This window comes from Ruegeria sp. CG8 (genome assembly GCF_056537165.1).
The window spans coordinates 130,920-157,902 of record NZ_JBQFRA010000003.1 but is presented as its reverse complement, the minus strand read 5'-3'; the positions used below and the strand labels follow the sequence as shown (position 1 = coordinate 157,902).

Here is a 26,983-nt window from a genome sequence, read left to right as displayed (position 1 = left end):
CCCATTATTGCCTCAGAGTCGGTTTCCGAATGGTTAACGCGCCTCACCGGCCATGCGGGCCGTGGCGCGGCGCACTGCCAGGTGCAGAAGGATCGAGAACACCCCCAGCGTCAGCATCGCGGCAAACATCAGGTCGGTCTTGGCGCGGCCATTGGCCAGCAGCATCAGGTATCCCAGCCCCCGCGACGAGCCGACCCATTCACCGATCACGGCCCCGATCGGAGCATAGACCGCCGCCAGCCGCATCCCCGAGGCCAGCGAGGGCAGCGCCGCCGGGATGCGGATATGCCACAGCACGCTGCGCGGGCTGGCCTGCATGGTGCGGGCCAAGTCCAGATAGCCGGGCGGCGTGCGCATCAGCCCGTCGAAAAACGACGAGGTGATGGGAAAATAGATGATCAGAACCGCCATCGCGACCTTGGACCACAGCCCATAGCCCAGCCACAGGGTCAGCAGCGGCGCCAGCGCAAAGACCGGCAGTGCCTGGGTGAACACCAGCATAGGCTGCACCAGCACCCGCGCGGCGCGGGAATTGGCCAGCTGTAGCGCGGTGATGACACCCAGCACAGTGCCGCAGGCCAGACCGATCAACACCTCGATGGCGGTGATCCAGGTGTGTTCGGCGATCAGCCAGCGGTTCTGCCACCACGTCTCTGCCACCAATGCCGGGCCGGGCAGGATGAATTTCGGCAGGCCGGTCAGGGTGACGATCGCCTGCCAGAGGACCAGCGCAAACAGGGTCGCGGCAAGGACCGAGAGCGTCTTCATGCCACTTCCTCGCGCAGCAGTTTCAGCAGCGCGCCCTGCGTTTCCAGCGTCTCGAGATCGTCCACCTTCCGCGGGGCCGGTGCATGAGGCGGTTGGCATGGGGTCAGGCCGTGTCGCGTCATCACCATGATCGACTGCCCCAGACGCGCGGCCTCGGCAGGGTCATGGGTGACCAGCAGAACGGTCCGGCCCTGCAACGCCTCGGCGGCCAGATCCTGCATGTCGGCGCGGGTGCGCGCATCCAGCGCCGAGAACGGCTCGTCCAGCAGGATGATCGGCTTGTCTTCCATCAGGGTCCGGGCCAATGCCACCCGCTGACGCTGCCCGCCCGACAGTTCCGAGGGCTTCTTGGCCATGTGATCCTGCAGCCGCATCCGTTCGATCAACCGGGCGCGGCGGTCCTGATCGACCCGTTCGCCGCGCAGCCGCGCGCCCAGCGCCACGTTCTGCGCGACCGTGGCCCAAGGCAGCAGCAGATCATCCTGCGCCATGTAGGCCACACGCTCGGCCACCGGCAGCCCGTCGCTGGCGCGGATCTCGCCGGTGAACTCTGCCCCCGTCGCCAACCCGGCGATCAGGCGCAGAACCGTGGTCTTGCCGACCCCCGATCCGCCCAGCAGACAGGTCCACTGCCCGGCCTTCAGCGACAGGGTCAGCGGCGCGAACAGAGGCGCGCCGTCGATACTAGCCTGTCCGCTGATGGTCAGATCGGGGGGCGGGGTCATGGGGTCAGACCCATCTGCCAGAAATTGACCTCGAGCTCAGTCGCGGTGCGGAAGGTCTGGCACAGGCGATCCCAACGCGGTGTGGTACGGAAATCCGCCCCAAGTCGCCTTATTAGAGCCGAATCCAGCAGTTCACCCACAGCCTGACAGACTTCCTGATATTCACTGCTGGAATAGGCGTCGATCCAATCGCGGTAGGTGTCCGAGGTGGCCTCGGCCGCCAGCCGTGTGCCGATTTCCCCGTATCCCATTACGCAGGGCGCCAGCGCCGCCAGCAGATCCAGCAGATCACCGCTGTAGCCGGCCTCGAGTACATAGCGTGTATAGGCCAGGTTCTCGGGGCGTTCGGGTGTGGCGAACAGCTCGTCCTGGCTGATGCCCGCGGCCTCGCAAATGCCGATATGCAACTTCATCTCTTCGCTGATCAGACCGCTCACCGTGCGCGACGCGGCCAGCATCTCGGCATGGGTTTCGGATTTCACCACCGCCAGCGCCCAAGCGCGCGAGAAATGGATCAGGAACACGTAATCCTGCCGCAGGTAATGCAGAAAGGCCGCACGCGGCAGAGTGCCGTCCCTCAGCCCCTCGACAAAGGCGTGGCGGGTATAGTCCCGCCACGGCCCCTGTGCCGCGTCGCGCATCAGCGCGAAGGCGTTGCCGTAGTCGCTCATTGCGCGGTCACGTCGATGGTGATGTCGCTGACCGGGTTGATGCTGTCGATCATGCCGGACTCTTTCAGGAAGGCCTCGAACCGGGCATAGCGGCCAGCATCAAAGCCTGCGGGGCGCAGGGCGAAACGCGGCAGGGTATCGACCCAGGCGCGGGCGTTCAGCTCGTCCTGCAGCTCGGGCGAGGTGGCGGCGAAGATCTCCCAGCTTTTTTCCGGATTGTTCACGATGAACTGCGTGGCCTTCTCGGTGGCGGCCAGGAAGCGGGCGATCTTGCCGGCATCCATCGTCTCGGGGTTGGCCACATAGATCAGCTCGTCATAGGGCGGCACGCCTTCTTCCTCGATGTAGAAGCAGCGGCCCGGAACGCCTTCGATATCCATCTGGTTCAGTTCGAAATTACGGAAGGCGCCGATCACGGCGTCCACTTGCCCCGTCATCAGCGACGGCGACAGCGAGAAGTTGACGTTGATCATCTCGATATCGTCCAGCGACACGCCATGCGCGTTCAGCATCGCGGTCAGGATCGCCTCTTCGACACCGGCGACCGAGAAGCCGATCTTCTTTCCCTTGAGGTCGGCCAGCGTTTTGATCGGGCCGTCCTCCAGCACCAACAGGCAGTTCAGCGGTGTGGCGACCAGCGTGCCGACCCGTTTCAGCGGCAGGCCCTCGTGGATCTGCAGGTGCAGCTGCGGCTGGTAGGACACGGCCAGATCGGCTTGACCGGCGGCCACAAGGCGCGGCGGAGCCGACGGATCGGCAGGCGGGACGATTTCGACCTCAAGTCCCTGTTCGGCGAAATAGCCGTTTTCCTGCGCCACGATGATCGGCCCGTGGTCGGGGTTCACGAACCAATCCAGCAGGACGGTCATCTTGTCCTGCGCCCAGGCGGGCGCGGCGGCCAGCAGGGCAAGGGCGGTGATCAGTTTCTTCATGGTCTGCGTTTCCTTTTGCTTCACGACGTTGCGGCGGCGACCAGAACGATCGGGCCGCGCCAATGGGGGTGGAGTTCCTCGGCCGCGCGCCAGGCGCGCAGCCCGGTGGCACAGCAGAGGGCCAGCGTTTTGCCTTTGTTAGGGTCTGTTTTCAGCGCCTCGACCGTCAGGCGGCGGGCGTCGGGGTGGATCGCTTCGGGCGCCTCATCAACGCTGCGCAGATCGACAACCAGGTCGTCCGGGGTCAGCTGCGCGGGCGCCACAAAAGGGAAATGGCTGGCTGGTTCCGGCGCGGTGTCAAAGCGGAATCCGCTGCTGGAGCAGGTACGGCCATCCACCTGCACTATCTGGCCCAGGTGCGAGGGATCGAGGCCCAGGATCACGCCCAGCGCCATCTGCGCCTGCATCGCGCCGATCATGCTCACGACCGGGCCCAGAACGCCTGCGGTGGCGCAGCTGGCCCCGCTGTCGGGCGCGTCGGGAAACACCGCGCGCAACGACGGCGCGCCGCCGCAGAACCCGCCGACATACCCCGACAGGCCCAGAACCGAGGCGCTGATCAGCGGCTTGCCCTGCGCCAGGCAGGTATCCGACAGCGTATAGCTGGCCGCGTAGCTGTCGGCGCAGTCCAAAACCAGATCGGCCTCGGCCACCAGATCAGCAGCAATTGCCGGTGTTAGACCCTTTTTTTGCGCTTCAACGGTGATCTCACTGTGCAGCGCCCGGCAGCGTTCGGCGGCCACTTCGGCCTTGGGGCGGCCGCAATCGGACTCGGCAAACAACGTCTGGCGGTGCAGATTCGACAGGTCCACCGTATCGGGATCGACGATGGTCAGACGCCCCACCCCGGCCCCGGCCAGCAGCGGCAGGGCGGGCGCGGCCAGCCCCCCGGCGCCCACCACCAGAACCCGCGCGCGAGCAAGGCGGTTCTGCCCCTCGGCCCCGACCTCGGGCAGGATCATCTGGCGGGCATAGCGGCTCATCGCGTGACCTCGATCCACTGGCGCACCCTGCCTTCGGGGTCGGCGTTCAGGGTGATGTCGGTCACGACCGAGACGATGTCGGCCCCGGCCTGAAACACGCCCGGCGCGCGCTCGACGCTCATGCCGCCAATGCCGACCAGAGGGATGTCACCCACGCGCCGTTTCCACTCGGTCACGCGCGGAAGGCCCTGTTGGTGCCATTTCATCTTTTTCAGGATGGTCGGATAGACCGGCCCCAGCGCCACATAGTCCGGATCCATCGAAAGCACGCGCTCAAGCTCGTCATCGTCATGGGTGGAGACACCCAGCTTCAGCCCGGCCTTGCGGATGGCGGGCAGATCGGCGTCGTCCAGATCCTCCTGCCCCAGATGGATCCAGTCGCAGCCCGCGTCGATGGCGGCCTGCCAATAGTCGTTCACCACCAGCACCGCGCCGTGGTCGCGGCATAGGGCCTGCGCGGTGGCGATTTCCGCGCGCACCACCGCGTCGGGCTGATCCTTGATGCGCAACTGCACCAGCTTCACGCCCAAGGGCAGCACCCGCCGCAGCCAGTCGCTATGATCGAAGATCGGATAGAAGCGGTCGAGCGTCATGACAGAAAGGCCTTTCCGATCACCGGGGTCGAGGCTTCGGCCATGTCGCGCGGCTCGATCGGGTCGGCCTGATGCGCCAATTGCCCGGCCTGCACCGCCAGCGCCATGGCCTGCGCCATCGCCACCGGATCGCCCGCGCGGGCAACGGCGGTGTTCAGCAGCACCGCATCATAGCCCAGCTCCATCGCGTGGGCGGCGTGGCTGGGCAGGCCGATGCCCGCATCCACCACCAGCGGCACGTCCGGAAACTCGGCCCGCATCGCGCGCAGGGCGTATTCGTTGTTCAAACCCCGCCCCGACCCGATCGGCGCGCCCCAGGGCATCAGCACCTGGCACCCGGCCGCCAGCAGACGTTCGGCCACGATCAGGTCTTCGGTGGTGTAGGGAAACACCTGGAACCCTTCGTCGGTCAGAATGCGCGCGGCTTCGACCAGTTGGAAAACGTCGGGCTGCAGGCTGTCGGTGTGGCCGATCAATTCCAGCTTGATCCACGGCGTGTCGAACACCTCGCGCGCCATGTGGGCGGTTGTCACGGCCTCTTTGACCGTGTGGCAGCCAGCGGTGTTGGGCAGGATCAAAACCCCCAGATCGCGGATCATCGACCAGAACGCCTGACCGGCCCCGCCCGCACCTTCGCGCCGCAACGAGACGGTGGCCACGCCCGCGCCGCTGGCCCGGAACGCCTGTTCCAGGATCGCCGGGCTGGGATATTGCGCGGTGCCCAGCATCAGCGGGTTGGGTAGTTCGGTGCCGTAAAACGTCTTCATCTTCATCCCCCCTGCATCGGTGCGACGACCTCGACCCTGTCGCCCTCGGCCAGTTTGTGCGCAATGCGCAGGCTGGAGGGCACGAATTCCTCGTTCACCGCGGTGGCGACGCGGCCGGAAAAGCGGCATTCGGCCAGCAAGTCGCCAAGGGTTTCGGCGCTCACCTCGCGCGGCTCGCCGTTAAGCACGATCTTCATCGACCATCTCCGAATGTGTGTTGTTCAGCGCCAGATCGGCCACGCCCTGGGCCAGCGCCGGGGCCAGCAGGTAGCCGTGACGATAGAGGCCATTGGCATAGATCGTCCGGCCCAGCCGGCGGATGCGCGGCAGATTGTTGGGAAAGGCCGGGCGCAGATCGACGCCGATTTCCAGCACCTCGGCCTCGCCGAAGGCCGGGTTCAGCGCATAGGCCGCGCTGAGCAGTTCCAGCATCGAGCGCGCGGTGATGCGGCTGCTGTCCTCGGATTCGATCATCGTTGCGCCCAGCATGTAGATGCCCTCGCCCCGCGGCACGACATAGAGCGGCATCCGGGGATGCAGCAGGCGCACGGGCCGGGTCAGCGTCAAGTCGGGGCAGCGGATCACCAGCATTTCACCCTTCACGCCGCGCAGGTCGTGCAGGATGTCGCGCGCGTGCAGGCCCCGGCAATCGATGGCGTTGTCCAGCCGCGACGGGGCCAGCGTGCGGTGGAATTCGACCCCTTTGTCCTGCAGGCCGCGATAGAGGTCCTGCAATGCCCGGCGAGGGTCCAGATGGGCCTCGTCGGCGAAGAACAGGCCTTGGGAAAACTGGTGCAGATCAGGCTCTAATTCGGCGATTTTCGCTTGATCGACCTGCGTGAATCCCTCGGTCCGGCGGGCAAAGCGGCGCAGGTCGGGCAGGTCGCGCGTGTTGGCCACGACCAGCGTTCCCTGCCGCGCGACTGGGGTGCGGGCCGCCCACCAGTCGATCGCCTGCTGCCCCAGCCTCAGCACCGGTTCCTCGGCATTTTCATATTCGCACCACGGCGCCAGCATGCCGCCCGCCCACCAGGAACACCCATGCGGACCGGGAGGCCCGCCGGGATCGAACACCTGCACCCGCGCGCCCCGCGCCACCAGTTCCGAGGCCACGGCCAAGCCGGCAACCCCGGCACCTATGACCGACCAGACCGTCACGCCAGCCATACCCGGTGGAAGTGATGTACCGGCCCGTGGCCCGAGCCGACCTGCAACTCATCCGCGCGGGTGATCGCGCCTTGCAGGTAGTCATGCGCCTCCGCCACCGCATCGACCAGAGGCAGCCCCTTGGCCAGACCGGCCGCGACGGCCGAGGACAGGGTGCATCCGGTGCCGTGGGTGTTGCGCGTGTCCTGACGGGGCGCGGTAAATTCACCGATGACGCCGTTCTGATCGATCAGCAGATCATGGCAGGTATCGCCCTTGCCGTGTCCGCCTTTCATCAGGACGGCCCCAGCCCCCAGGGTGCACAGGTCATGGCCCTGCGCGACCATCTCCTCGGGCGTTTCGGCGACCAGCTGGTCCAGCAGACAGGCGGCCTCGGGCAGGTTCGGGGTCAGGACGGTGGCGCGGGGCAGCAGCACCTCGCGCAACGTTTGCACCGCCTCGCGCGCCAGCAGGGCATCGCCCGATTTGGCGATCATCACAGGGTCCAGCACGATGGGGCCTGCAAAGCCGGACAGGCCGTCAGCGACGGTCTGGATGATCTCGGGCGTGGCCAGCATGCCGATCTTGACCGCCCGCACGTCCAGATCGGACAGAACCGCGTCGATCTGCGCGGCAATCACGTCCAGCGGAATACCATGCACGGCGGTGACCGCCTGCGTGTTCTGCGCCGTGACGGCGGTGATGACACTGGCACCGAACACACCCAGCGCCGACATCGCCTTGAGATCGGCCTGAATACCGGCCCCTCCGCCGCTGTCGGATCCTGCGATGGTCAAAGCGATATGCGCCATGTCGCTCCCTTCTTGCATGTGGGGCAACGCGGGCATGGAAAACGTCTGAGTGTTTTAGACCGTTCCCTCCGCCGGTATTGCCCGGATCAGGTTCGATGGGTTGGCTCGCGCCTCTCAGCCCCGGTTCCGGGGCACCCCAACGGTTGGCGCGGACATTCTCAAGGCTGAGGCCGAGAATCAAGGGCCAATTCCGCGCAGTTTCGGGCCAATCTGGACTTAGAAAACAAAAAAGCCGGCGATGATACGCCGGCCTTTCGGGGTCTGGAACGCTGGGATCAGCTTTGCATCCTTTCCCAGAAGGATTTAACGGACGAGAAAAAGCTTTTCGATTCCGGGTGGTTGTCCTCTCCCAGATCGTCGAACTCCTGCAGCAGCTCTTTTTGCCGCGCGGTCAGGTTGACCGGAGTCTCGACCGCAAGCTCGATGAACATGTCACCGATACCGCCGCCCCGCAGCGCAGGCATACCTTTGCCGCGCAGGCGCATCTGCCGGCCCGACTGGCTGCCGGCCGGAATCTGCACCCGGCCGCGGCCACCGTCGATGGTGGGCACTTCGATCGAGCCGCCCAGCGCTGCCTTCGCCATGCTGACAGGCACGCGGCAATACAGGTTCGGGCCGTCCCGCTCGAACAGTTTGTGCGGAGTCACCTCGACAAAGATGTAGAGATCGCCCGGAGGACCGCCGCGCATTCCGGCCTCGCCCTCGCCCGCCAAACGGATACGGGTGCCAGTTTCGACGCCCGCCGGAATGTTGACCGACAGCGCGCGTTCCTTCTCGACCCGGCCCGAGCCATGGCAGGATTTGCAGGGGTTCTTGATGATTTGTCCCAGACCAGCACAGGTCGGGCAGCTGCGCTCGACAGTGAAAAAGCCCTGTTGTGCGCGTACCTTGCCCATGCCGGAACAGGTCGGGCAGGTGGTTGGTTCAACTCCGCCCTCGGCGCCGGTGCCCTCGCAGGACGAGCAGGCCACGGCTGTCGGGACGTTGATGGTTTTCTGCAGGCCGGAATAGGCCTCTTCCAGCGAAACCCTCAGGTTGTAGCGAAGGTCCGAACCGCGAGCAGCCCGGCGTCCGCCGCCGCCACGCTGTCCACCCATGAAATCGCCGAACAGGTCATCGAACACATCGGAAAACGCGCTGGAGAAATCGCCCGATCCAAAGCCGCCACCACGCTGGCCTCCGCCCATGCCATTCTCGAACGCAGCATGGCCGAACCGGTCATAGGCGGCCTTTTTGTCAGCGTCGCGCAGAACGTCATAGGCCTCGTTGGCCTCTTTGAACAGGGCCTCGGCGTCCGGGTTGTCCTTGTTGCGATCGGGGTGCAGCTCTTTCGCCTTCCGGCGAAAAGCTTTCTTGATCTCATCCGCCGAAGCACCCTTGGACACGCCGAGCACTTCGTAGTAGTCGCGTTTTGACATCGGTATTTCCTTCTGCCTCAACGTAAACGGGCCGGCCCGGCATCCGGACCGGCCCGAATTGGCCCGGTTACCCGTTAGTTGCGCTTGTCATCGTCCAGGTCTTCGAACTCGGCATCGACGATGTCGTCATCGCCGGGACCCGCATCCGTGGCTGCCGGTTCGTCGCTGGCCTCTTCGGACTGCGCCTTGTAGATCGCCTCGCCCAGTTTCATGGCCGCTTCGGTCACGTTCTGGATGCCGGCCTTGATCTTGTCGGCATTGTCCGACTCGACCTCGTCCTTGAGGGCCGCCAGCGCCAGTTCGATGGCCTCGATGGTCGACGGATCGACCTTGTCGCCATGCTCCTCGATCGATTTCTCGGTCGCGTGGATCAGGCTTTCGGCCTGGTTCTTGGCTTCGACCAGCTCCTTGCGCTTGCGGTCGGCTTCGGCGTTTTCCTCGGCGTCCTTGACCATCTTTTCGATGTCTTCTTCCGACAGTCCGCCCGAGGCCTGGATCGTGATCTTCTGTTCCTTGCCGGTGCCTTTGTCCTTGGCCGAAACCGAAACAATGCCGTTGGCGTCGATGTCGAAGGTCACCTCGATCTGAGGCATGCCGCGCGGGGCCGGCGGGATGTCTTCAAGGTTGAACTGGCCCAGGATCTTGTTGTCCGCAGCCATTTCACGCTCACCCTGGAACACCCGGATGGTCACGGCGTTCTGGTTGTCCTCGGCGGTCGAGAAGACCTGGGACTTCTTGGTCGGGATCGTGGTGTTGCGGTCGATCAGGCGGGTGAACACGCCGCCCAGAGTTTCGATGCCCAGCGACAGCGGGGTCACGTCCAGCAGAACCACGTCCTTGACGTCGCCTTGCAGAACACCGGCCTGGATCGCAGCACCCATGGCCACGACTTCGTCCGGGTTCACGCCTTTGTGCGGCTCTTTGCCGAAGAACTTGGTCACCTCTTCGATGACTTTCGGCATCCGGGTCATACCACCAACCAGAACAACCTCATCCACGTCGCTGGCCGAGATGCCGGCGTCTTTCAGAGCGGCCTGGCAGGGCTTCAGCGACTTCTTGATCAGGTCGCCGACCAGCGATTCCAGCTTGGCACGGGTCAGCTTCATGACCATATGCAGCGGCTGACCGTTCGCGCCCATCGAGATGAACGGCTGGTTGATCTCGGTCTGGGTGGTCGAGCTAAGCTCGATCTTGGCCTTCTCTGCGGCTTCCTTCAGACGCTGCAGCGCCATCTTGTCCTGGCTCAGGTCGACGCCGTGTTCCTTTTTGAACTCGTCGGCCAGGTAGTTGACGATGCGCATGTCAAAGTCTTCACCACCCAGGAAGGTGTCACCATTGGTCGATTTGACCTCGAACAGGCCGTCGTCGATTTCCAGAATGGTCACGTCGAAGGTACCACCGCCAAGGTCATAGACCGCGATGGTCTGGCTGTCCTGCTTGTCCAGGCCATAGGCCAGCGCGGCGGCAGTCGGTTCGTTGATGATCCGCAGCACTTCCAGACCGGCGATCTTGCCTGCGTCCTTGGTGGCCTGACGCTGAGCGTCGTTGAAATAGGCCGGAACGGTGATCACGGCCTGCGTGACTTCTTCACCCAGATAGCTTTCAGCGGTTTCTTTCATCTTGCCGAGGATGAAGGCCGAGATCTGGCTTGGAGAGTATTTCTGCCCGCGGGCCTCGACCCAAGCGTCGCCGTTGCCGCCATCGACGATGGCGTAGGGCACCATTTTCTTGTCCTTCTGGACTTCTGCGTCATCCACACGACGCCCGATCAGGCGCTTGACGCCAAAAATCGTGTTGTCGGGGTTGGTGACCGCCTGGCGTTTCGCCGGCTGCCCGACCAGTCGCTCGTCTTCGGTGAAGGCGACGATCGAGGGCGTGGTCCGCGCCCCTTCCGCGTTTTCGATGACCTTCGGCTGCGCGCCGTCCATGATGGCTACGCACGAGTTGGTGGTCCCGAGGTCAATCCCGATTACTTTTCCCATTTTTCGATCCCTTTCTTTTCAAGGCGATGTCCCGAGGCCGGAACCCGTTACGGCATCCCTGCCCCGATCTGCTGGGCGCGACAGGTCTACACCATCGCGCGTCCCGGCGTATATAAGGGCGAGGCCTGAGGCCTGCAAGCGTTGTGAAATGCAGGTTTTCGGGAATCTTGGGCCTTTTTTGGCAAGGATTTCGAAAGGAATGAGGTTTCTGTCATGACGCGCCTGAATTTACGGGGGTTCGACATCCGAAAAGGCCATCTGGACGGCGCTGCTCAGCGGCAGATCATCGAGCTTTTGCGGCCGATTCTGAAAGCCGCTCCGCTGTTTCATCCCAGGACCGCTTCGGGGCGCAAGATGTCGGTTCGCATGACGTCGGCCGGAACGTTGGGCTGGGTGTCGGACGGGGCCGGATACCGGTACCAAGACGCGCACCCCAAGGGCATGGCGTGGCCTGCCATTCCGGACCCGATCCTGTCGATATGGCGCGACCTTGCCGGAACCGCTCGAGATCCCGATTGCTGTCTGATCAACTACTACGGCGAAGGCGCAAAAATGGGGATGCACCAGGACAAGGACGAGGCCGATTTCTCGTGGCCGGTCCTGTCGGTTTCGTTGGGCGATGACGCCCTGTTCCGCATCGGCAACACGACCCGCGGCGGCAAAACCGAGTCCGTCTGGCTGAATTCCGGCGACGTGGTCGTCATGGGGGGTCCCGCCCGGTTGGCCTATCACGGTATCGACCGGATCCGCTTCGGCTCTTCGCGCCTGCTGCCCAAAGGGGGCCGGATCAACCTGACGCTGCGCGTGGCAACCTAACGGCGCGCATCCCAGCTTTTCGAAATGTGCTTGCGGGTAAAGAATTCTCCCAGCAACCCGATCATCATCAGGGCGATACCGACCCAAAGCGCATATTCCCAGCTGGAGTTGCGCGGAAAATAGTTGCGAAACACGAAACCGCGGCACTGATCGATCACGTGAAACAACGGGTTCCAGGCGAACATGGCCAGCATCCATCCGCCCAGCGCATTGCCCACGAACATCTTGCCCGAGAAGATCATGTTCATCCGGCGATAAACATTGCTGAGAATGGTGGAGGTCTGCGGCAGCCACGGCTTGAGCGCCATGAAGACCAGACCGACCGCGCAGCCGGTGTACCACGCAAGGATCAGCATCGCGAACGCGCCGCCCGGGTCCTGCATCTCGATCGGATTGACCGCGACGCTGTAGACGAACAGGATCACCAGGATTGAAACGACCTGCGTGTACAAGGTTCCGAAGGCCGCGGCCAAAAGCAGAACCATCATGTTCATCGGCGAATGCAGCATCATGGGGTTGTTGGTGCCTCCAAGCCCCGCAATCGCACCGACGGACTTGATGTGCGTCATGAAAAGAAAGATGCCGGACAGGATGTACAGGATGAACTCACCCCGGATTTTGGCCACCCGTCCGCCCAGAAACGACATGATGAAATAGAACACGGTCGCCATCAAAACGACCTGGACGATGTTCATCATGATGGCGATTACGGCGTTGGAATGCTGCGAGCGGATGTTGCGGACCACGGCGTGAAACACCAGTTCCGCAAGGTTGAATGCCCCACCCACAAGGCTGCTGCTTCGCTTGTAATAGAACACTCGAACGCTCTTTCCCGGTTTTGTTCCGCCAGCGTGGCACGAATTCCTTGCCGTTCCGCATCCGGCACAGCATAAGTTCGTCAGGTTTTCGGATCAACAAACCATGGAAACGGAGCATTTTTGTGACCTATGACGACCTCATCCCCGTGATCAGACGCCTGGCCCTCGAAGCGGGCGACAAGATCATGGAGATCTACGATGCCGATGATTTTGACGTGAAGGTCAAGTCCGATTCCAGCCCCGTGACCGAAGCCGACGAAGCCGCCGATGCGCTGATCTCGGCCGGTCTGCGCGCCGCCTTTCCCGACATCCTGCTGGTGACCGAGGAGCAGGCCGCGTCGCACAGCCAGCAGGGCGACACCTTTCTGATCGTCGATCCGCTGGACGGCACCAAGGAATTCATAAACCGACGTGGCGATTTCACCGTGAACATCGCGCTGGTCGAAAACGGCGTGCCCACCCGCGGCGTGGTCTATGCCCCGGCCCGCGGGCGCATGTTCTATACCCTGGCCGATGGCCGATCGGTCGAAGAAACCGGCGCTCTGGACAAGGACAAACCGGGCGAGGTCACCCCGATTTCAGTCTCTGATCCGGACAATTCGGCGCTTTTGGTGGTGGCCTCGAAATCGCATCGCGATCAGGCTACGGATGACTACATCAACAAATACCAGGTCAAAGACAGCAAGTCGGCGGGCTCGTCGCTGAAATTCTGCCTTGTGGCCACGGGCGAGGCCGACCTCTACCCGCGTGTCGGCCGCACGATGGAGTGGGACACCGCCGCTGGCCACGCGGTGCTGGCCGGTGCCGGGGGTAATGTGGTTCGTTTTGACGACCACGCGCCGCTGACCTACGGCAAGGAAGGCTATGCCAACCCGTTCTTCATCGCCTATGCCCCCGGCGTCGAACTCAAGGAGGCCTGATGTCGGTTCTGATCGCGATCCCCGCCCGCTATGCCTCGACCCGCTATCCGGGCAAACCGCTGGTGCCGCTGACCGGCGCAACGGGAAAGTCCATGACCCTGATCGAGCGGTCCTGGCGCGCGGCCATGTCGGTCTCAGACGTCGACCGTGTGGTGGTGGCCACCGATGACGACCGCATCCGCGCCGCGGCCGAGGGCTTTGGCGCCGAGGTGGTGATGACCTCGGAAAGCTGCGCCAACGGCACCGAACGCTGCGCCGAGGCGCATGACAGGCTGGGCGGCGGCTACGAGATCGTGGTCAACCTGCAGGGCGACGCCCCGCTGACCCCGCATTGGTTCATCGAGGATCTGGTCAATGGCCTGCGCGCCGCGCCCGAGGCCGGCGTGGCCACGCCGGTGCTGCGGTGCGACGGCGAGGCGCTGAACGGGCTGCTGAACGACCGCAGGCATGGCCGGGTGGGCGGCACCACCGCCGTCTTCGCGACCGATCACAGCGCGCTCTATTTCTCGAAGGAAGTGATCCCCTTCACCGCCGAAACCTATGCCGGGTCGGATCCGACGCCGGTGTTCCACCATGTGGGCGTCTACGCCTACCGGCCCGACGCGCTGGCCGCCTATCCGGGCTGGCCGGTCGGGCCGCTGGAACGGCTCGAGGGGCTGGAACAGCTGCGGTTCATGGAAAACGGGCGCAAGGTTCTGTGTGTCGAGGTCGAGGCAAAAGGCCGTCAGTTCTGGGAGTTGAACAATCCGCAGGACGTGGCCAGGATCGAAAGCATGATGGCCGCGATGGGGTTGGAATAGGCGCAAATTCCCCGTTCCGCGCGGGCGGCCGGGCAGCTAATCCATGACGGGCAGACATTCGGCAGGACCACGGATGACAAACATACTCGTGACCGGCGGCGCCGGATATATCGGATCTCATGCCTGCAAGGCGCTGGCGCAGGCGGGCTATGTGCCCGTGACTTATGACAACCTTGTCACCGGCTGGCAGGATGCGGTGAAATTCGGCCCCTTCGAACAGGGCGATCTGCTGGACCGCGCGCGGCTGGAGCAGGTCTTTGCCAAGTACCAGCCGGCGGCAGTGATGCATTTTGCCGCGCTCAGCCAGGTCGGCGAAGCCATGAGCGAGCCGGGCCGGTACTGGCGCAACAACGTCACCGGATCGCTGAGCCTGATTGAGGCGGCCGTGGCCGCCGGCTGCCTGGACTTCGTGTTCTCGTCCACCTGTGCAACCTATGGCGACCACGACAACGTGGTGCTGGACGAAACCACGCCGCAACACCCGTTGAACGCCTATGGCGCCTCGAAACGCGCGATCGAGGACATCCTGCGCGATTTCGAACAGGCGCACGGGCTGAACCACGTGATCTTTCGCTATTTCAACGTGGCCGGTGCCGACCCTGACGGCGACGTGGGCGAGTTTCACCGCCCCGAGACCCATCTGGTTCCGCTGTTGTTGGACGCGATCGACGGGAAGCGCGACGCGCTGACTGTCTTTGGCACCGATTACGATACGCCCGACGGCACCTGCATCCGCGACTATGTCCATGTCTGCGACCTGGTGGATGCGCATGTGCTGGGCCTGCGCTGGCTGGAACAGGGCAAGGGCAGCCGGGTGTTCAACCTGGGCACCGGCACCGGGTTTTCAGTAAAAGAGGTGATCGCGCAGTCGCACAGCGTGACCAATCGCGAGGTGCCCTTCATCACCGGTCCGCGCCGGGCGGGCGACTGCACCAAGCTGGTGTCAGGCTCGACCCGGGCCGAGGCCGAACTGGGCTGGCGGCCCAAACGGTCGCGGCTGGAAGTGATGATCGCCGATGCCTGGCGCTGGCATCAGAATGGCCATTACGAAAAGTGATCGAGCCATGGGCGCCGCGCACCACCATGACGAAAACGCCCCGGGCTGGGTTCGCAGATACCGCCTGCGCCTGAAACGCAAGCGCCTGTTGTGGCGGTCCTTCCGCAGCCGCCACGCGTTGACGCCGGTTTCGGACAAGACCCGGCTGATCGCGCCCACCGACATTCTGGCCTTTACCACCCTGCGCAACGAGATCGAGCGCCTGCCCTGGTTCTTGCGCCACTATCGCCGGCTGGGGGTCGATCATTTCCTGATGGTCGACAACGGCAGCGATGACGGTTCGACCACCTATCTGCTGAACCAGCCGGACGTGTCGCTGTGGCAAACGCAGGCCAGCTATCGCGAGGCTCGGTTCGGGCTGGACTGGCTGACTTGGTTGCAGATGCGGCATGGCCATGGTCATTGGACGCTGATGGTGGATGCGGACGAACTGCTGATCTATGCCCATCACGACGGCCGCGACCTGCGCGATCTGACGGGATGGCTGGACCAAATCGGACAGCCGGCCTTTGGCGCGCTGATGCTTGATCTATACCCGAAAGGCCCGTTGGGCGCGGCGCCCTATGATCCCGAGACCGACCCGACCGAAACTTTGAACTGGTTCGATTCCGGCCCTTACAGGGCCCGCCGGCAAGAGCCGCTGGGAAACCTGTGGGTGCAAGGCGGCGTTCGCGAACGCGCCTTCTTTGCCGATTGCCCGGACCGGTCTCCGACCCTGAACAAGATTCCGTTGGTGAAGTGGGACCGTCGCTATGCCTTCGTGAACTCCTGTCACTCGGCCCTGCCCCGACACCTGAATTTTGCCTATGGCGGGCCTTCCGGGCAAACCCCCTCGGGCGTCCTGTTGCACACGAAATTCCTGCCGCAAGTCGTCGAGAAGTCGCGCATCGAAAAACAAAGGCGCCAGCATTTTCATGATCCCGACCAATTCGGGCCATACTATGATGGCATCATTGCCGGGCCCGACCTTTGGACTCCACAATCAGAACGGTATTCAGGCTGGGCGCATCTGCAGAGCCTTGGACTGCTGTCAGCGGGCGGGTGGACGTGAACGGGGAACCCTGTGCCTCAAAAACCCATGCTTGGCTAACGGCTTTTAAATACATTGCTTCGCAAGGTGCGAAAATGTCATAAAACGTTAGTGTCCGGCTCCCGTCTGACCAAATGCGGACCCCGGGCATGCTCGCGTATTACAAGAAGGTTGGGCAGCGCGTGAGCCTTTTGGATTCTTACCGGATGAGACTGCGGCGCAAGCGCCGTCTTGTGCGCTGCATCCGCCGAAGACGCGATCTGCGCACCGTCCGCAACAACACCCGGCAGATCCGGTCCGGTGATGTTCTGCTGATGAGCGTCGTGCGCAACGAAAAGATCCGCCTGCCCTATTTTCTGGACTATTACCGCAAGCTGGGCGTCCGGCATTTCCTGTTCGTCGACAATGACAGCACGGATGGCACGCTGGACTATCTCAAGGCGCAGCCCGATGTCTCGGTCTGGTATACGAATGCCAGCTATCGCCGTTCTACATTCGGGATCGACTGGTCCAACTACTTGCTGCGGAAATACGCCCATGGACACTGGGTCCTGACCGTAGATCCGGACGAGTTCCTGATCTATCCGTTCTGCGACACACGTCCCATCGACGCGCTGACCGACTGGCTGGACGGCACCGGGGTGCGCAGTTTCGGGACGATGCTGCTGGACATGTATCCCGAGGGGCCGATACAGGACGCCACCTATCACGAGGGGCAGGACCCGTTCGAGATTGCCGCATGGTTCGACTCGGGCAACTACATGATCACCAAGAACCCGGCCTATGGAAACCTGTGGATCCAGGGTGGGCCACGGGCACGGGTTTTCTTTCAGGACAAGCCCGCGAAAGCGCCCGCGCTGAACAAGATCCCTCTGGTCAAATGGGATCGGCGCTATGTCTATGTCAGCTCGACCCATGCGCTGCTGCCGCGCGGCCTGAACCAGGTCTACGAGGAGTGGGGCGGCGAGAAAACCAGCGGCGCATTGCTGCATGCCAAGCTGATCAACACGCTGGGTGACAAAGCCCGCGAAGAACTGCAGCGCGGTGAACACTACCGCGCGTCCGGCGAATACAGGGCCTATGTCGACCAGTTGGAGAGCAAACCGGTTTTCTGGTGCAAATGGTCCGAGAAATACATCAATTGGCGCCAACTTGAGATTCTGGGTCTGATGTCCAAAGGGAACTGGGCATGAGCGGGACCCTGGGCATCGTGATGCTGGTCCACACTGCGCTGGACCGGGCTGAGCAGGTTGCCCGGCACTGGACCGCGGCAGGTTGTCCGGTGGTCATCCACGTCGACCGCAAGGTCGACCCGGCCGTGTTCAAAGACTTTGTCGCAGCCTGCGGGGATGATCCGCTGATCCTGTTCTGCGACCGCCAGGTCTGCGAGTGGGGCGGCTGGGGTATCGTTGCGGCTTCGCAATCTGCCGCGACGCTGATGCTGGAGCGCTTTCCCGACGTACGCCATGTCTTTCTGTCATCGGGCTCTTGCCTGCCATTGCGCCCGGTTCAGGACCTGATCGATTACCTGAGCGACCGGCCTCGCGTGGATTTCATTGAAAGCGCCACCACCGCCGATGTCAGTTGGACCGTGGGCGGGCTGGACCTTGAACGCTTTACCCTTCGGTTTCCCTTCTCGTGGCGCAAACACCGCAAGCTGTTTGACCGCTTCGTCAAGCTTCAGCGCGCGGTCGGATATCGGCGGACAATCCCCAACGGACTGATCCCGCATATGGGCAGCCAGTGGTGGTGCCTGACTCGGCAGACCCTGACCGCGATCCTGCAAGACCCCAAGCGAGAGGTCTATGATCGATACTTCCGGCATGTCTGGATCCCCGACGAAAGCTATTTCCAGACGCTGGCGCGGCTCTATTCCACCCAGATCGAAAGCCGATCGCTGACCCTGTCGAAATTCGACTATCAGGGCCGCCCGCACATCTTCTATGACGATCACCTGCAGTTGCTGCGCCGATCCGATTGTTTTGTCGCCCGCAAGACCTGGCCGCGCGCCGACCGGCTGTATCAGGCGTTTCTGAACGATCAGTATCTCGCCGGAAAACCCGCCGAGCCCAATCCCGGCAAGATCGACCGCGTTTTTTCCAAAGCGGTCGAGCGTCGTACCCGCGGCCGCGACGGCCTGTACATGCAAAGTCGTTTTCCCCGCCATGGCAGCGAAAACGGCCTGACCGCGTTTCCTTACTCCGTGTTTCAGGGTTTTTCCGAGTTGTTTGAGGGCTTTGAAAGCTGGCTGGGCAATGCGTCAGGCGCCCGCGTCCATGGGCATCTGTTCAACCCCACGCGTGCCGAGTTTGCCGAAGGCGAGACCATCCTGAACGGGTCCCTCAGCGACAACGCCGTTTTACGCGACTACAATCCGACGGCTTTTCTTTCGAACCTGATCTGGAACACCCGGGGCGAACGCCAGTGTTTTCAATTCGGCCCCGCTGACACCCAGAAGATCAATTGGTTTCTGGCGAGAGACAAGAACGCACAGGTCTGCGTGGTCACCGGGGCCTGGGCTGTTCCGCTGTTTCGGTCGAACATGAATTTCGCCGACATCCGCGCCGAAGCGGCCCGCCTGCAAAAGATCGAGACCGAACAGCTTGAGGTGCTGGATTCCGTGTGGACCAAAGCGCGCGTGCATGTTTGGTCAATGGCCGAATTCGTCGAATCTCCGATGGAACACCTGCAAACCGTTCTTGAAGAGATGGGCGCGACGCAGCCCAGCCATCTGATCGAGGCGCCGACGATGGTTGATCTGGCGGGGTTTGGAAAGTTCCTGCAAAACCTCAAGAACCAGGGAATGCACCCTCACCTGATGGGCGACTTTCCTGCCGACGATGTATTCGGCAATCAGACCCGCCCGTATCGCAAGCCCTACCTGGTGCAATGACCCCGCATGCCGACCGACTTTGACTATTTCATCATTCTTGCCGAAATGCGCACCGGGTCGAACCTGCTGGAGGCAAACCTGAATGCGTTGGACGGCGTGCAGTGTCATGGCGAGGCGTTCAATCCGCACTTCATCGGATACCCGAAAGCAACCGAAGTGCTGGGATTTTCACTGGAAGACAGGGATGCTGCGCCGGACCGCCTGATCGAAGCAATGCGTTCCGCGCCGGAGGGTCTGCACGGGTTCCGGTTTTTTCACTCGCACGACCCGCGGGCCCTGACGATGGCGCTGAACGATCCGCGCTGCGCAAAGATCATTCTCAACCGCAACCCGTTGGACAGCTACATCTCGCTCAAGATTGCGCGGGAGACCCAACAGTGGATGCTGACCAACGTCAAACGCAGGCGCGCCACCAAGGTTGCGTTTGATGCGGACGAGTTTCGGGACTACGTGGATGAGCAGCAGGCGTTTCAACTGAGTTTGGTCAATCAGCTGCAAAAAACGGGCCAGACCGCATTTTACATCGGTTACGAGGATCTGACCCAACTGGATGTTCTGAACGGACTGGCGGCATGGCTGGGGGTTGAGGCGCGTCTGGATCAACTGGCTCCGGATCTCAAACCTCAGAACCCGGAACCGGCTTTGTCAAAGGTGACCAATCCCGAAGCCATGGATGCGGCCCTTGCGGCGCTGGACCGGTTCAACCTGCACCGAACGCCGAACTTCGAACCACGACGGGGGCCTGCCGTTTCGCGTCATATCGCGGCCGCGGAAACGCCGCTGATGTATCTGCCGATCCGTGGTGGACCGGAACAGATCGTGGTTCAATGGATGTCCGAACTGGATGGCGGCGAGCTGATCACCGACCGAAACCAGAAACAGGTGCGCCGCTGGATGAAGGCGCATCCGGGTCACCGGAAATTCACGGTCCTGCGACACCCGTTGGCGCGGGCACATTCGGTGTTTTGCGAACGGATCCTGGGCACCGGGCCCGGCGCATATGCCGGAATCCGCAACCGGCTGCGCAACGGGTTCAAGTTGCCGATCCCGGGCCAGGTGCGCGATGGGAACTATTCGCTCGAGCAGCACTATCAGGCGTTTTCGGCGTTTCTTGAGTTTCTGCAGCTGAATCTTTCTGGCCAGACCCCGATCCGGGTCGACGGGCTGTGGTGCACGCAGGCCCGCATGCTGGAGGGGATTGCGGGCTTTGCCCTGCCCGATCTCATACTGCGCGAAGAAGAGATGGCCACCGCGCTACCGAATCTGGCCCGCGGCCTGGGGCACAATGCCCCGCCGAAGCCCGGCGTGCCCGCGCCGGACCAGCCCTATTCGTTGGATCAGATCTACGATGACAAACTCGAGGCGCTGGCCGAGGAAACCTATCAGCGCGATTATCTGCAGTTTGGATTCGGGAAATGGCGGCCTATCAAGGCCGAACGGTGATCAACGTACCCTCGTTCACCATCGCATATATCTCTTCGATCTCTTCGTTTTTGACGGCGATGCAGCCAGCGGTCCAATCCGGTGTCTTCTTCGCGCGCTTGAACTCCTTGCGCAGGTTCGGTTGGCCGTGAATGAAGATATCTCCACCCGGGTCGAAGCCCATCGCCTTTGCCTTGGCGATATCCTGGCTGTTGGGATAGGAAATCCCCAGCGACAGGTGATATCGGCTGCGAGGGTTGCGGCGGTCGATCAGGTAGGTGCCTTCGGGTGTGCGACCGTCTCCGCGCTTGACCTTTGTGCCGCTTGGAGCGAACCCAAGCTCGACATCATATTCACGCAAGATCTGCTCGTGATGCAGCAGGTACATCTTGCGCGCGCCCTTGTTCACCACAATGGATGTCACCTCGGGTCCGTTGTAGGTCAGAAACCGGGGGCCCGCACTTCCACAAGCCGAAAGGCTCAGTGTTGCCAGTGCACCCAATCCAAATGCTCGACGATCCATGATTTCACTGCCTGCTCGTTTTTTCGCATAATGCCAAAATCCGGCAGAAACGGAAATCACTTTTTGCTGTTCATATGCTCGGTCAGGCGGCGTTCGATCGACTCCAGCCGGTCCAGCACCTCGTCCCGATAGGCATCCGTCTTGACTTCGTCCTCGGCGTGGTGGGCATCCTGCATCGAATTCACGATCAGACCGACCAACAGGTTCACGACCGCGAAGGTCGTGACCATGATGAAGGGCACGAAGAACAGCCAGGCGTAGGGATATACCTCCATCACCGGGCGGACGATGCCCATCGACCAGCTTTCCAACGTCATGATCTGGAACAGGGTGTAGGCCGACAGACCCAGATCACCGAACCACTCCGGAAAGCTGTCCGAGAACAGTTTGGTCGAGATCACAGCACCGATATAGAACAGGATCGCCATCAACAGGAACACGCTTGCCATGCCCGGCAAGGCCGAAATGAAGCCCTCGACCACCCGGCGCAGACGTGGCGCAACCGATATCACGCGCAGCACCCGCAGAATCCGCAGCGCACGCAACACCGAAAGACCCGCACCGCCGGGCACCAAGGCGATGCCGACGATGACGAAATCGAAGATGTTCCAGCCATTGAGGAAGAAACGGCGCCCGTTGGCCACCAGTTTCATCGCGATCTCGGCCACGAAGATGGTCAGGCAGATGGTGTCGAGCAGCACGATCGCCGGCCCGAATTTCGCCATCAGGCCGTCCGAGGTTTCCATGCCCAGCAGAACTGCGTTCACCAAGATGACGCCGGTGATGAATTGCGAAAACCGCGGGTTTTCGACAAAGGCCTGCAGGCGCTGCCGGATCGTCATGCGAAGGGTCTCCTGTCGGGTCATGGATTCTCTGCCAGTTTGAAGCTGCCCACCAATTCGCTGTGGGATGACCATCGAAATTGGTCAACCACTTGGACCCATTCAAGGGCATAGCCCGCCTGAACCAGAATTTTTGCATCCCGCGCGAAGGTCACAGGGTTGCAGGACACATAGGCAATGACCGGACGGCGGGCCTCAGCCAGCTCGGCCACCTGGGCCTCGGCGCCGGCGCGCGGCGGGTCCAGAACCACGGCGTCAAAACGGCGCAGCTCGTCCGGCATCAAGGGGCGGCGGAACAGGTCGCGCGCTTCGGTCGTGACCTGTTTCAATCCCGTGGACTTGCGCCAGCCCTGATCCAGCGCACGGGTCATGTCGGCCGCGCCTTCAACGGCATGAACCTCGGCCCGTTGCGCCAGCGGCAACGAGAACGTGCCGCAGCCCGCGAACAGATCAACCACCCGCTTGGCTGGGCCGACAATCTCGAAAACAGCCTGTGTCAGAGCCTGTTCTCCGTCTTTAGTGGCCTGAAGGAAGGCCCCCGGCGGCGGGACCACCGCCGCTGGTCCGAACCGCTGTGCGGGTGGGTTGCGCATGGCGATCACCTCGCCATCCCAGGCCAGCCGCGCCAGCCCGTGCTGCTCGGTCGCCTGCGCAAGCGCCAGTTCCAGCGGGCCATCCAGCGGCTTGCCGCCCTGCACCGCCACGTCCAGCCCGGCTTCGGACAGGGTCAGGGTGACCGACAACACGCCCTTGCGGCTGCCGCCCAGTTCGGCCAGCGCCTTGGCCACTGGGGTGGCGGCAGTCAGAGCCGGGTCCAGCAGCTGGCAATCCGGGATCTCGGTGATCACGTCCGAGGCGCGCCCGTGGAACCCCGCCAGCGCGCCCTTCTTGGTGCGGCGCACCGCGATGGAGGCGCGGCGACGCGACTGCGGTGGCGACGTCAGGATCGGGCGCATCTCGGCCTGCAGCCGCTGAGCGGCCAAGGCGGTACGCACCACCTCGACCTTCCAATCGGCCACGAAGGTGTCCGAGGCGTGCTGCAACTGGCAGCCGCCACAGCTTTTGTAGTGGCGGCAGGGCGGCTTGACCCGATCGTCCGACGGCGTAAGCACCTTGATATCGGTCAGCACCGAGCCGTCCAACGCGCCGCTGACCCGCTCTCCGGGCAGCGTTCGGGGGGCATAGACCGGGCCCTCGGCGATGCCGTCGCCCTGATGCCCGAGGCGGAGAATGGTGTATTCCTGCGTCATGGCCTGCCTGATAGCCGGGCTGATGCGCCAACAAAACCCTTATTCGGCGGCCTCGGTCTGGATGAACCCGCCCGACTGGCGGTGCCAGAACCGCGCATACAACCCGCCCTGCGCGAGCAGAGTGTCATGCGGCCCGCTTTCCACGATGCGCCCGTGATCCAGAACGATGATCCGGTCCATCTCGCTGAGGGTGGACAGGCGGTGGGCGATGGCCAGAACGGTCTTGCCCTCCATTACCCGGTGCAGCGCGGTCTGGATCGCGGCCTCGACCTCGGAATCCAGCGCCGAGGTGGCCTCGTCCAGCACGAGGATCGGCGCGTCCTTCAGGATCGCGCGGGCCAAAGCGATGCGCTGACGCTGGCCACCGCTCAGCTTGACGCCGCGCTCGCCCAGATGCGCGTCATAACCCTTGCGCCCCTGCCCGTCCTGCAGATCGAGGATGAAATCATGCGCTTCGGCTTTTTTGGCGGCGGCGATCATCTGGTCTTCGGTGGCATCGGGCCGACCGTACAGGATATTGTCGCGGGCCGAGCGGTTGAACATCGCGGTTTCCTGCGTGACCATGCCGATCTGGCGGCGCAGGCTGTCCTGCTTGACGCGGGAGATGTCCTGCCCGTCGATCAGAATCTGCCCATTTTCCCTGTCATAGAGCCTGAGAAGCAGCGAAACCAAGGTGGACTTCCCCGCCCCCGAGGCGCCGACGATTCCCAGTTTTTCGCCCGGCTGCACCGTCAGCGTCATGTCCGAGACCCCGCCCAAGTCGCGACCATAGGCAAAGCTGACATCACGAAACTCGATCCGGCCCTCGGGCACCGTCAGCTCGGCGGCGTCCGGCGCATCCTCGACCCGGTCGGGCCGCGCCAGGGTTTTCATGCCGTTCTCGATCTCGCCCACATGGGCGTAGATCCCCATCAGGGTAAAGCTGACCCAGCCCGTCATCTGCGCGATGCGGATCGAAATGGCGCCCGCCGCCACGATATCCCCGGTGGTCGCCGACCCGCCCTGCCACAGCCACAGCGTCGCGCCCAACAGCAGAACCGGCAGAAGCCCCGCCAGTGTCATCAAAATGAACCGGAAACTGGCCGACAGTTTGCCAAAGGCCAGAGACTTGTCGCGCAGCGCAACCATCGAGTCGCGCGCGGCCTGATCCTCGAACTCGGAATGGGCAAACAGCTTGACGGTCTTGATGTTGGTGATCGTGTCCACCACCTGTCCCGACACCATCGCCCGCGCTCCGGCCCGCGCGGCCGAGCGTGTACGGATGCGCGGCAGGTACCAGCGCACCAGCAGGAAATACACCGCCAGCCAAGCCACGAAGGGCAGCATGACCAGGGGGTGAATAGACCCTAACAAAAGCAAAGACCCCACGAGAGAGGCGAGGGCAAAGACGATGGCGCTGATGGTCTCGGACACGACCGAGGTCAGCGCATTGGCCGTCTGCATCTGTTTCTGGGCGATGCGACCGGCGAAATCGTCGTCGAAATAGGTGACCGACTGGCCCAGCGTCCAGCGGTTCAGCCTGGCCAGCACCAGCGGCGGGATGTTGGGCATGACGATATAGTTGTTCGACACCGAGGACAGCCCGAACAGCAGCGGCCGGATCAGCATGAAGAACGCCACGGCGCCCAGGATCATCCACAGGTTTCGCGGTGTCAGAAAGTTCTCGGGGCCGCTGGCGGTCGCGATGTCGATCACCCAGCCCAGAATCCAGGCGGTTCCGGCCTCCATCGCGCCTGCCAGGGCCGAAAACAGCGCAGCGGCGAACAACATGGGCCAGGCCCCTGTCAGGCACCAGCGAATGAACGCCCCCAGCCTTTGCGGCGGGGGCGTCTGGGTGGGTTCAAACGGTTTGATCAGGTCTGCGACCGTCATTCTGCTGCCTCGTCCGCGGCCTCGGGGTTCATGAAGCCGCCAGATTGGCGCGCCCAGAACTGGGCGTAAAGACCGCCCTGCTCCAAAAGATCGGCATGGGTGCCTTCCTCGACGATCCGGCCTCCGTCCATCACCAGGATGCGGTCCATCTGGGCGATGGTGCTGAGCCGGTGCGCGATGGCGATCACGGTCTTGCCCTGCATCATGCCGTACAGCGTCTCCTGGATTGCGGCTTCGACCTCGGAATCTAGGGCGGATGTGGCCTCGTCCAACAACAAGATCGGCGCGTCCTTCAGGATCACCCGCGCCAGCGTCACCCGCTGCCGTTGCCCGCCGCTCAGCTTGACGCCGCGCTCGCCCACATGGGCGTCATAGCCGGTGCGGCCCTGCGGGTCCTGCAGGTCGAGGATGAAGTCATGCGCCTCGGCCTGTTTGGCAGCGGCGATCATCTGGTCTTCTGTCGCATCGGGACGGCCATACAGGATGTTGTCGCGCACCGAGCGGTGCAGCAGCGCGCTGTCCTGCTGAACCATGCCGATATTGCGGCGCAGGCTGTCCTGGGTGACAGTGCGGATGTCCTGCCCGTCGATCAGGATCGCACCGCTTTCCACGTCGTAGAACCGCAAAAGCAGCTTGACGAGGGTCGATTTCCCGGCCCCCGACCGCCCGATCAGCCCGACCTTCTCGCCCGGCTGGATGGTCAGATTGACATGATCCAGCCCGCCGGTCTCGCGTCCATAATGGTGCGACAGGTCGCGGATCTCGATCTGGCCGTCGGTCAGCTGCAGCGGCTTGGCGCCCGGCGCATCCAACAGGTCGACGGGTTGGGCGATGGTCTCCATCCCCTCGGCCACGACGCCCAGCTGGCGGAAGAAGCTGGTCAACGCCCACATGATCCAGCCGGTCATGGCATTCAGCCGCAGCGTCAGCGCGGTGGCCGCCGCCACCACCCCGACCGAGGCGCTGCCCTGCATCCACAGGTAAATGGCCCAGCCGACCACACCGATGATCAGCACGCCGTTCAGCGCGACCAGAACGGCATCCATGATGGTGAAGATACGCATTTCGATCTGGAAGGTGCGCCGGGTCTCCTCGATCGCTTCCCGTGCATAATCGAGTTCCTGCCGGGCATGGGCGAACATCTTCACCGAATGGATGTTGGTATAGCTGTCGACCACCCGGCCCGTCACCGTAGACCGCGCATCGGACGCGGCCTGCGACGCCGGCCCCACCCGCTGCACCGTCCAGCGCACCAGCAGCGCATAGAGCGCGAACCAGATCAGCAACGGCAGCAGCAGGCGTGGATCGGCGGCCATCAGCAGGATCGCCGCGCCGATCAGATAGGCCAGCGAGAACGAAATCGCATCGAACACCTGGAACACCACCTCGCCCGCGGCCGGCGGGGTTTGCATGATGCGGTTCGCGATACGCCCGGCAAAATCATTCTCGAACCAACCGACCGACTGGCGAAGAACGTGCTTGTGCGCCCGCCAGCGGATCAGCGTGCCGAAATTGGGCAGGATCGCATTGTTCAGCAGCAACACGTCCAGCACATGCAGGATAGGTCGCAGGAACAGGATGAACAGCGCGACCAGGACCAGCTCGGTCCCGTGGGCCTGCCAGACCTCGGACGGTGATCCGCCCAGCAGGTCGACGACCCGGCCCATGTAATAGATCAGCCCGATCTCGACCGCGGCCACGATGATCGACATCAGCGCGGCCCAGAAGAAGACGCGCCTAAAAGGGCGGGAATAATCCAGCATGAAGGGCCACAGCCGCGTCGGCGGCTTGTTTACCTCTTCATAGGCAACAAAAGGGTCTACAAGGTTTTCGAAAAAGCGAAACATGGAGGTGCTCCGATTGAGCAGGAAAATTGAAAATGCGAAAGCAGATGGCGCCAAAACACCACCCGTACGGGTCAGGTGTTCTGGCTTTAGCCGAAC

The 26,983-nt window shown here is 63.1% G+C and carries 26 protein-coding genes and 1 riboswitch; of the genes, 8 read left to right on the top strand and 18 right to left on the bottom strand.

The window, feature by feature from the left end; genetic code table 11:
- Window positions 1-33: 33 nt before the first annotated feature.
- From ACR0EF_RS10900 to dnaK, 12 genes are all read right to left on the bottom strand, one after another.
- Window positions 34-768 carry an ABC transporter permease gene (locus ACR0EF_RS10900; RefSeq protein WP_170373169.1) on the bottom strand — a complete coding sequence of 245 codons (735 nt, stop codon included), beginning with the start codon at window positions 766-768 and terminating at the stop codon, window positions 34-36.
- Complete coding sequence (locus ACR0EF_RS10895) at window positions 765-1,493, bottom strand: ABC transporter ATP-binding protein (RefSeq protein ID WP_170342710.1); 729 nt, start codon at window positions 1,491-1,493, stop codon at window positions 765-767. The genes ACR0EF_RS10900 and ACR0EF_RS10895 overlap by 4 nt, the downstream gene beginning before the upstream one ends.
- Window positions 1,490-2,164, bottom strand: coding sequence for a thiaminase II (gene tenA, locus ACR0EF_RS10890; RefSeq protein WP_170373168.1), 675 nt, complete (start codon window positions 2,162-2,164; stop codon window positions 1,490-1,492). Before tenA ends, ACR0EF_RS10895 begins: the two co-directional genes overlap by 4 nt.
- The gene (locus ACR0EF_RS10885; RefSeq protein WP_170373167.1) at window positions 2,161-3,096 is read right to left on the bottom strand and encodes an ABC transporter substrate-binding protein; all 936 of its coding nucleotides are present in this window, start codon (window positions 3,094-3,096) and stop codon (window positions 2,161-2,163) included. Before ACR0EF_RS10885 ends, tenA begins: the two co-directional genes overlap by 4 nt.
- A 20-nt stretch (window positions 3,097-3,116) precedes the next feature.
- Window positions 3,117-4,079: a ThiF family adenylyltransferase gene (locus tag ACR0EF_RS10880; RefSeq protein WP_170373166.1), complete on the bottom strand. Its 963-nt coding sequence runs from the start codon at window positions 4,077-4,079 to the stop codon at window positions 3,117-3,119.
- Window positions 4,076-4,672 (bottom strand): thiamine phosphate synthase, encoded by a 597-nt coding sequence (locus ACR0EF_RS10875; RefSeq protein ID WP_170373165.1) that lies wholly within the window; start codon window positions 4,670-4,672, stop codon window positions 4,076-4,078. The genes ACR0EF_RS10880 and ACR0EF_RS10875 overlap by 4 nt, the downstream gene beginning before the upstream one ends.
- Window positions 4,669-5,439, bottom strand: coding sequence for a thiazole synthase (locus tag ACR0EF_RS10870; RefSeq protein WP_170340740.1), 771 nt, complete (start codon window positions 5,437-5,439; stop codon window positions 4,669-4,671). Before ACR0EF_RS10870 ends, ACR0EF_RS10875 begins: the two co-directional genes overlap by 4 nt.
- A 2-nt stretch (window positions 5,440-5,441) precedes the next feature.
- Window positions 5,442-5,636: a sulfur carrier protein ThiS gene (gene thiS / locus ACR0EF_RS10865; protein ID WP_170373164.1), complete on the bottom strand. Its 195-nt coding sequence runs from the start codon at window positions 5,634-5,636 to the stop codon at window positions 5,442-5,444.
- A complete protein-coding gene (locus ACR0EF_RS10860; RefSeq protein ID WP_170373212.1) occupies window positions 5,620-6,597 on the bottom strand; it encodes an FAD-dependent oxidoreductase in 978 nt (325 codons plus the stop codon). Before ACR0EF_RS10860 ends, thiS begins: the two co-directional genes overlap by 17 nt.
- Entirely contained in the window at window positions 6,594-7,397 is an 804-nt protein-coding gene (gene thiD / locus ACR0EF_RS10855) for a bifunctional hydroxymethylpyrimidine kinase/phosphomethylpyrimidine kinase (RefSeq protein WP_170373211.1), read from the bottom strand. The genes ACR0EF_RS10860 and thiD overlap by 4 nt, the downstream gene beginning before the upstream one ends.
- A 46-nt stretch (window positions 7,398-7,443) precedes the next feature.
- A riboswitch (TPP riboswitch) is annotated at window positions 7,444-7,546 on the bottom strand.
- 126 nt (window positions 7,547-7,672) lie between these two features.
- Window positions 7,673-8,815 carry a molecular chaperone DnaJ gene (gene dnaJ, locus ACR0EF_RS10850; RefSeq protein WP_170361153.1) on the bottom strand — a complete coding sequence of 381 codons (1,143 nt, stop codon included), beginning with the start codon at window positions 8,813-8,815 and terminating at the stop codon, window positions 7,673-7,675.
- 74 nt (window positions 8,816-8,889) lie between these two features.
- The gene (dnaK, locus tag ACR0EF_RS10845; RefSeq protein ID WP_170363984.1) at window positions 8,890-10,797 is read right to left on the bottom strand and encodes a molecular chaperone DnaK; all 1,908 of its coding nucleotides are present in this window, start codon (window positions 10,795-10,797) and stop codon (window positions 8,890-8,892) included.
- Between the two features lie 213 nt (window positions 10,798-11,010).
- On the opposite strand from dnaK, the gene ACR0EF_RS10840 reads away from it, so the two are divergent.
- Window positions 11,011-11,613 carry an alpha-ketoglutarate-dependent dioxygenase AlkB family protein gene (locus ACR0EF_RS10840; RefSeq protein ID WP_170370374.1) on the top strand — a complete coding sequence of 201 codons (603 nt, stop codon included), beginning with the start codon at window positions 11,011-11,013 and terminating at the stop codon, window positions 11,611-11,613.
- Here ACR0EF_RS10840 and ACR0EF_RS10835 read toward each other — a convergent pair.
- Window positions 11,610-12,431 (bottom strand): ABC transporter permease, encoded by an 822-nt coding sequence (locus ACR0EF_RS10835; RefSeq protein WP_170363982.1) that lies wholly within the window; start codon window positions 12,429-12,431, stop codon window positions 11,610-11,612. The two genes, ACR0EF_RS10840 and ACR0EF_RS10835, sit on opposite strands and share 4 nt — an antisense overlap.
- A 122-nt stretch (window positions 12,432-12,553) precedes the next feature.
- Here ACR0EF_RS10835 and cysQ point away from each other — a divergent pair, with 122 nt between their 5' ends.
- From cysQ to ACR0EF_RS10800, 7 genes are all read left to right on the top strand, one after another.
- Window positions 12,554-13,351: a 3'(2'),5'-bisphosphate nucleotidase CysQ gene (gene cysQ / locus ACR0EF_RS10830; protein ID WP_170373163.1), complete on the top strand. Its 798-nt coding sequence runs from the start codon at window positions 12,554-12,556 to the stop codon at window positions 13,349-13,351.
- Window positions 13,351-14,151: a 3-deoxy-manno-octulosonate cytidylyltransferase family protein gene (locus ACR0EF_RS10825; RefSeq protein ID WP_170373162.1), complete on the top strand. Its 801-nt coding sequence runs from the start codon at window positions 13,351-13,353 to the stop codon at window positions 14,149-14,151. Before cysQ ends, ACR0EF_RS10825 begins: the two co-directional genes overlap by 1 nt.
- Window positions 14,152-14,224: 73 nt before the next feature.
- Window positions 14,225-15,208 (top strand): UDP-glucose 4-epimerase GalE, encoded by a 984-nt coding sequence (gene galE, locus ACR0EF_RS10820; RefSeq protein ID WP_170364396.1) that lies wholly within the window; start codon window positions 14,225-14,227, stop codon window positions 15,206-15,208.
- A 7-nt stretch (window positions 15,209-15,215) separates the two neighbouring features.
- Window positions 15,216-16,259 (top strand): glycosyltransferase family 2 protein, encoded by a 1,044-nt coding sequence (locus ACR0EF_RS10815; protein ID WP_170370475.1) that lies wholly within the window; start codon window positions 15,216-15,218, stop codon window positions 16,257-16,259.
- 185 nt (window positions 16,260-16,444) lie between these two features.
- Window positions 16,445-17,431 (top strand): glycosyltransferase family 2 protein, encoded by a 987-nt coding sequence (locus tag ACR0EF_RS10810; protein WP_170370375.1) that lies wholly within the window; start codon window positions 16,445-16,447, stop codon window positions 17,429-17,431.
- Window positions 17,428-19,131 carry a DUF5927 domain-containing protein gene (locus ACR0EF_RS10805; protein WP_170373161.1) on the top strand — a complete coding sequence of 568 codons (1,704 nt, stop codon included), beginning with the start codon at window positions 17,428-17,430 and terminating at the stop codon, window positions 19,129-19,131. The genes ACR0EF_RS10810 and ACR0EF_RS10805 overlap by 4 nt, the downstream gene beginning before the upstream one ends.
- A gap of 6 nt (window positions 19,132-19,137) precedes the next feature.
- Window positions 19,138-20,574, top strand: a complete 1,437-nt coding sequence (locus tag ACR0EF_RS10800) for a nodulation protein NodH (protein WP_170373160.1) — start codon at window positions 19,138-19,140, stop codon at window positions 20,572-20,574.
- Here the strand turns inward: ACR0EF_RS10800 and ACR0EF_RS10795 are convergent.
- Genes ACR0EF_RS10795 through ACR0EF_RS10775 form a run of 5 tightly spaced genes read right to left on the bottom strand, consistent with a single transcriptional unit; the run spans window position 20,558 to window position 26,887 of the window.
- Window positions 20,558-21,076, bottom strand: coding sequence for a L,D-transpeptidase family protein (locus ACR0EF_RS10795; RefSeq protein WP_093963918.1), 519 nt, complete (start codon window positions 21,074-21,076; stop codon window positions 20,558-20,560). The two genes, ACR0EF_RS10800 and ACR0EF_RS10795, sit on opposite strands and share 17 nt — an antisense overlap.
- A 56-nt stretch (window positions 21,077-21,132) precedes the next feature.
- Complete coding sequence (locus tag ACR0EF_RS10790; protein ID WP_170370378.1) at window positions 21,133-21,918, bottom strand: ion transporter; 786 nt, start codon at window positions 21,916-21,918, stop codon at window positions 21,133-21,135.
- A 20-nt stretch (window positions 21,919-21,938) separates the two neighbouring features.
- Window positions 21,939-23,168 (bottom strand): class I SAM-dependent RNA methyltransferase, encoded by a 1,230-nt coding sequence (locus tag ACR0EF_RS10785; protein WP_170370379.1) that lies wholly within the window; start codon window positions 23,166-23,168, stop codon window positions 21,939-21,941.
- Window positions 23,169-23,207: 39 nt separating this feature from the next.
- A complete protein-coding gene (locus ACR0EF_RS10780; RefSeq protein WP_170373159.1) occupies window positions 23,208-25,040 on the bottom strand; it encodes an ABC transporter ATP-binding protein in 1,833 nt (610 codons plus the stop codon).
- Window positions 25,037-26,887 carry an ABC transporter ATP-binding protein gene (locus ACR0EF_RS10775; RefSeq protein WP_170370381.1) on the bottom strand — a complete coding sequence of 617 codons (1,851 nt, stop codon included), beginning with the start codon at window positions 26,885-26,887 and terminating at the stop codon, window positions 25,037-25,039. The genes ACR0EF_RS10780 and ACR0EF_RS10775 overlap by 4 nt, the downstream gene beginning before the upstream one ends.
- Window positions 26,888-26,983 lie beyond the last annotated feature (96 nt).

Excerpts from the sequence above, each read along its gene's own strand:
- ACR0EF_RS10900 (WP_170373169.1), bottom strand. The coding sequence starts at position 768 with ATGAAGACGCTCTCGGTCCTTGCCGCGACCCTGTTTGCGCTGGTCCTC.
- ACR0EF_RS10895 (WP_170342710.1), bottom strand. The coding sequence starts at position 1,493 with ATGACCCCGCCCCCCGATCTGACCATCAGCGGACAGGCTAGTATCGAC.
- tenA (WP_170373168.1), bottom strand. The coding sequence starts at position 2,164 with ATGAGCGACTACGGCAACGCCTTCGCGCTGATGCGCGACGCGGCACAG.
- ACR0EF_RS10885 (WP_170373167.1), bottom strand. The coding sequence starts at position 3,096 with ATGAAGAAACTGATCACCGCCCTTGCCCTGCTGGCCGCCGCGCCCGCC.
- ACR0EF_RS10880 (WP_170373166.1), bottom strand. The coding sequence starts at position 4,079 with ATGAGCCGCTATGCCCGCCAGATGATCCTGCCCGAGGTCGGGGCCGAG.
- ACR0EF_RS10875 (WP_170373165.1), bottom strand. The coding sequence starts at position 4,672 with ATGACGCTCGACCGCTTCTATCCGATCTTCGATCATAGCGACTGGCTG.
- ACR0EF_RS10870 (WP_170340740.1), bottom strand. The coding sequence starts at position 5,439 with ATGAAGACGTTTTACGGCACCGAACTACCCAACCCGCTGATGCTGGGC.
- thiS (WP_170373164.1), bottom strand. The coding sequence starts at position 5,636 with ATGAAGATCGTGCTTAACGGCGAGCCGCGCGAGGTGAGCGCCGAAACC.
- thiD (WP_170373211.1), bottom strand. The coding sequence starts at position 7,397 with ATGGCGCATATCGCTTTGACCATCGCAGGATCCGACAGCGGCGGAGGG.
- dnaJ (WP_170361153.1), bottom strand. The coding sequence starts at position 8,815 with ATGTCAAAACGCGACTACTACGAAGTGCTCGGCGTGTCCAAGGGTGCT.
- dnaK (WP_170363984.1), bottom strand. The coding sequence starts at position 10,797 with ATGGGAAAAGTAATCGGGATTGACCTCGGGACCACCAACTCGTGCGTA.
- ACR0EF_RS10840 (WP_170370374.1), top strand. The coding sequence starts at position 11,011 with ATGACGCGCCTGAATTTACGGGGGTTCGACATCCGAAAAGGCCATCTG.
- ACR0EF_RS10825 (WP_170373162.1), top strand. The coding sequence starts at position 13,351 with ATGTCGGTTCTGATCGCGATCCCCGCCCGCTATGCCTCGACCCGCTAT.
- galE (WP_170364396.1), top strand. The coding sequence starts at position 14,225 with ATGACAAACATACTCGTGACCGGCGGCGCCGGATATATCGGATCTCAT.
- ACR0EF_RS10815 (WP_170370475.1), top strand. The coding sequence starts at position 15,216 with ATGGGCGCCGCGCACCACCATGACGAAAACGCCCCGGGCTGGGTTCGC.
- ACR0EF_RS10810 (WP_170370375.1), top strand. The coding sequence starts at position 16,445 with ATGAGACTGCGGCGCAAGCGCCGTCTTGTGCGCTGCATCCGCCGAAGA.
- ACR0EF_RS10805 (WP_170373161.1), top strand. The coding sequence starts at position 17,428 with ATGAGCGGGACCCTGGGCATCGTGATGCTGGTCCACACTGCGCTGGAC.
- ACR0EF_RS10800 (WP_170373160.1), top strand. The coding sequence starts at position 19,138 with ATGCCGACCGACTTTGACTATTTCATCATTCTTGCCGAAATGCGCACC.
- ACR0EF_RS10795 (WP_093963918.1), bottom strand. The coding sequence starts at position 21,076 with ATGGATCGTCGAGCATTTGGATTGGGTGCACTGGCAACACTGAGCCTT.
- ACR0EF_RS10790 (WP_170370378.1), bottom strand. The coding sequence starts at position 21,918 with ATGACGATCCGGCAGCGCCTGCAGGCCTTTGTCGAAAACCCGCGGTTT.
- ACR0EF_RS10785 (WP_170370379.1), bottom strand. The coding sequence starts at position 23,168 with ATGACGCAGGAATACACCATTCTCCGCCTCGGGCATCAGGGCGACGGC.
- ACR0EF_RS10780 (WP_170373159.1), bottom strand. The coding sequence starts at position 25,040 with ATGACGGTCGCAGACCTGATCAAACCGTTTGAACCCACCCAGACGCCC.
- ACR0EF_RS10775 (WP_170370381.1), bottom strand. The coding sequence starts at position 26,887 with ATGTTTCGCTTTTTCGAAAACCTTGTAGACCCTTTTGTTGCCTATGAA.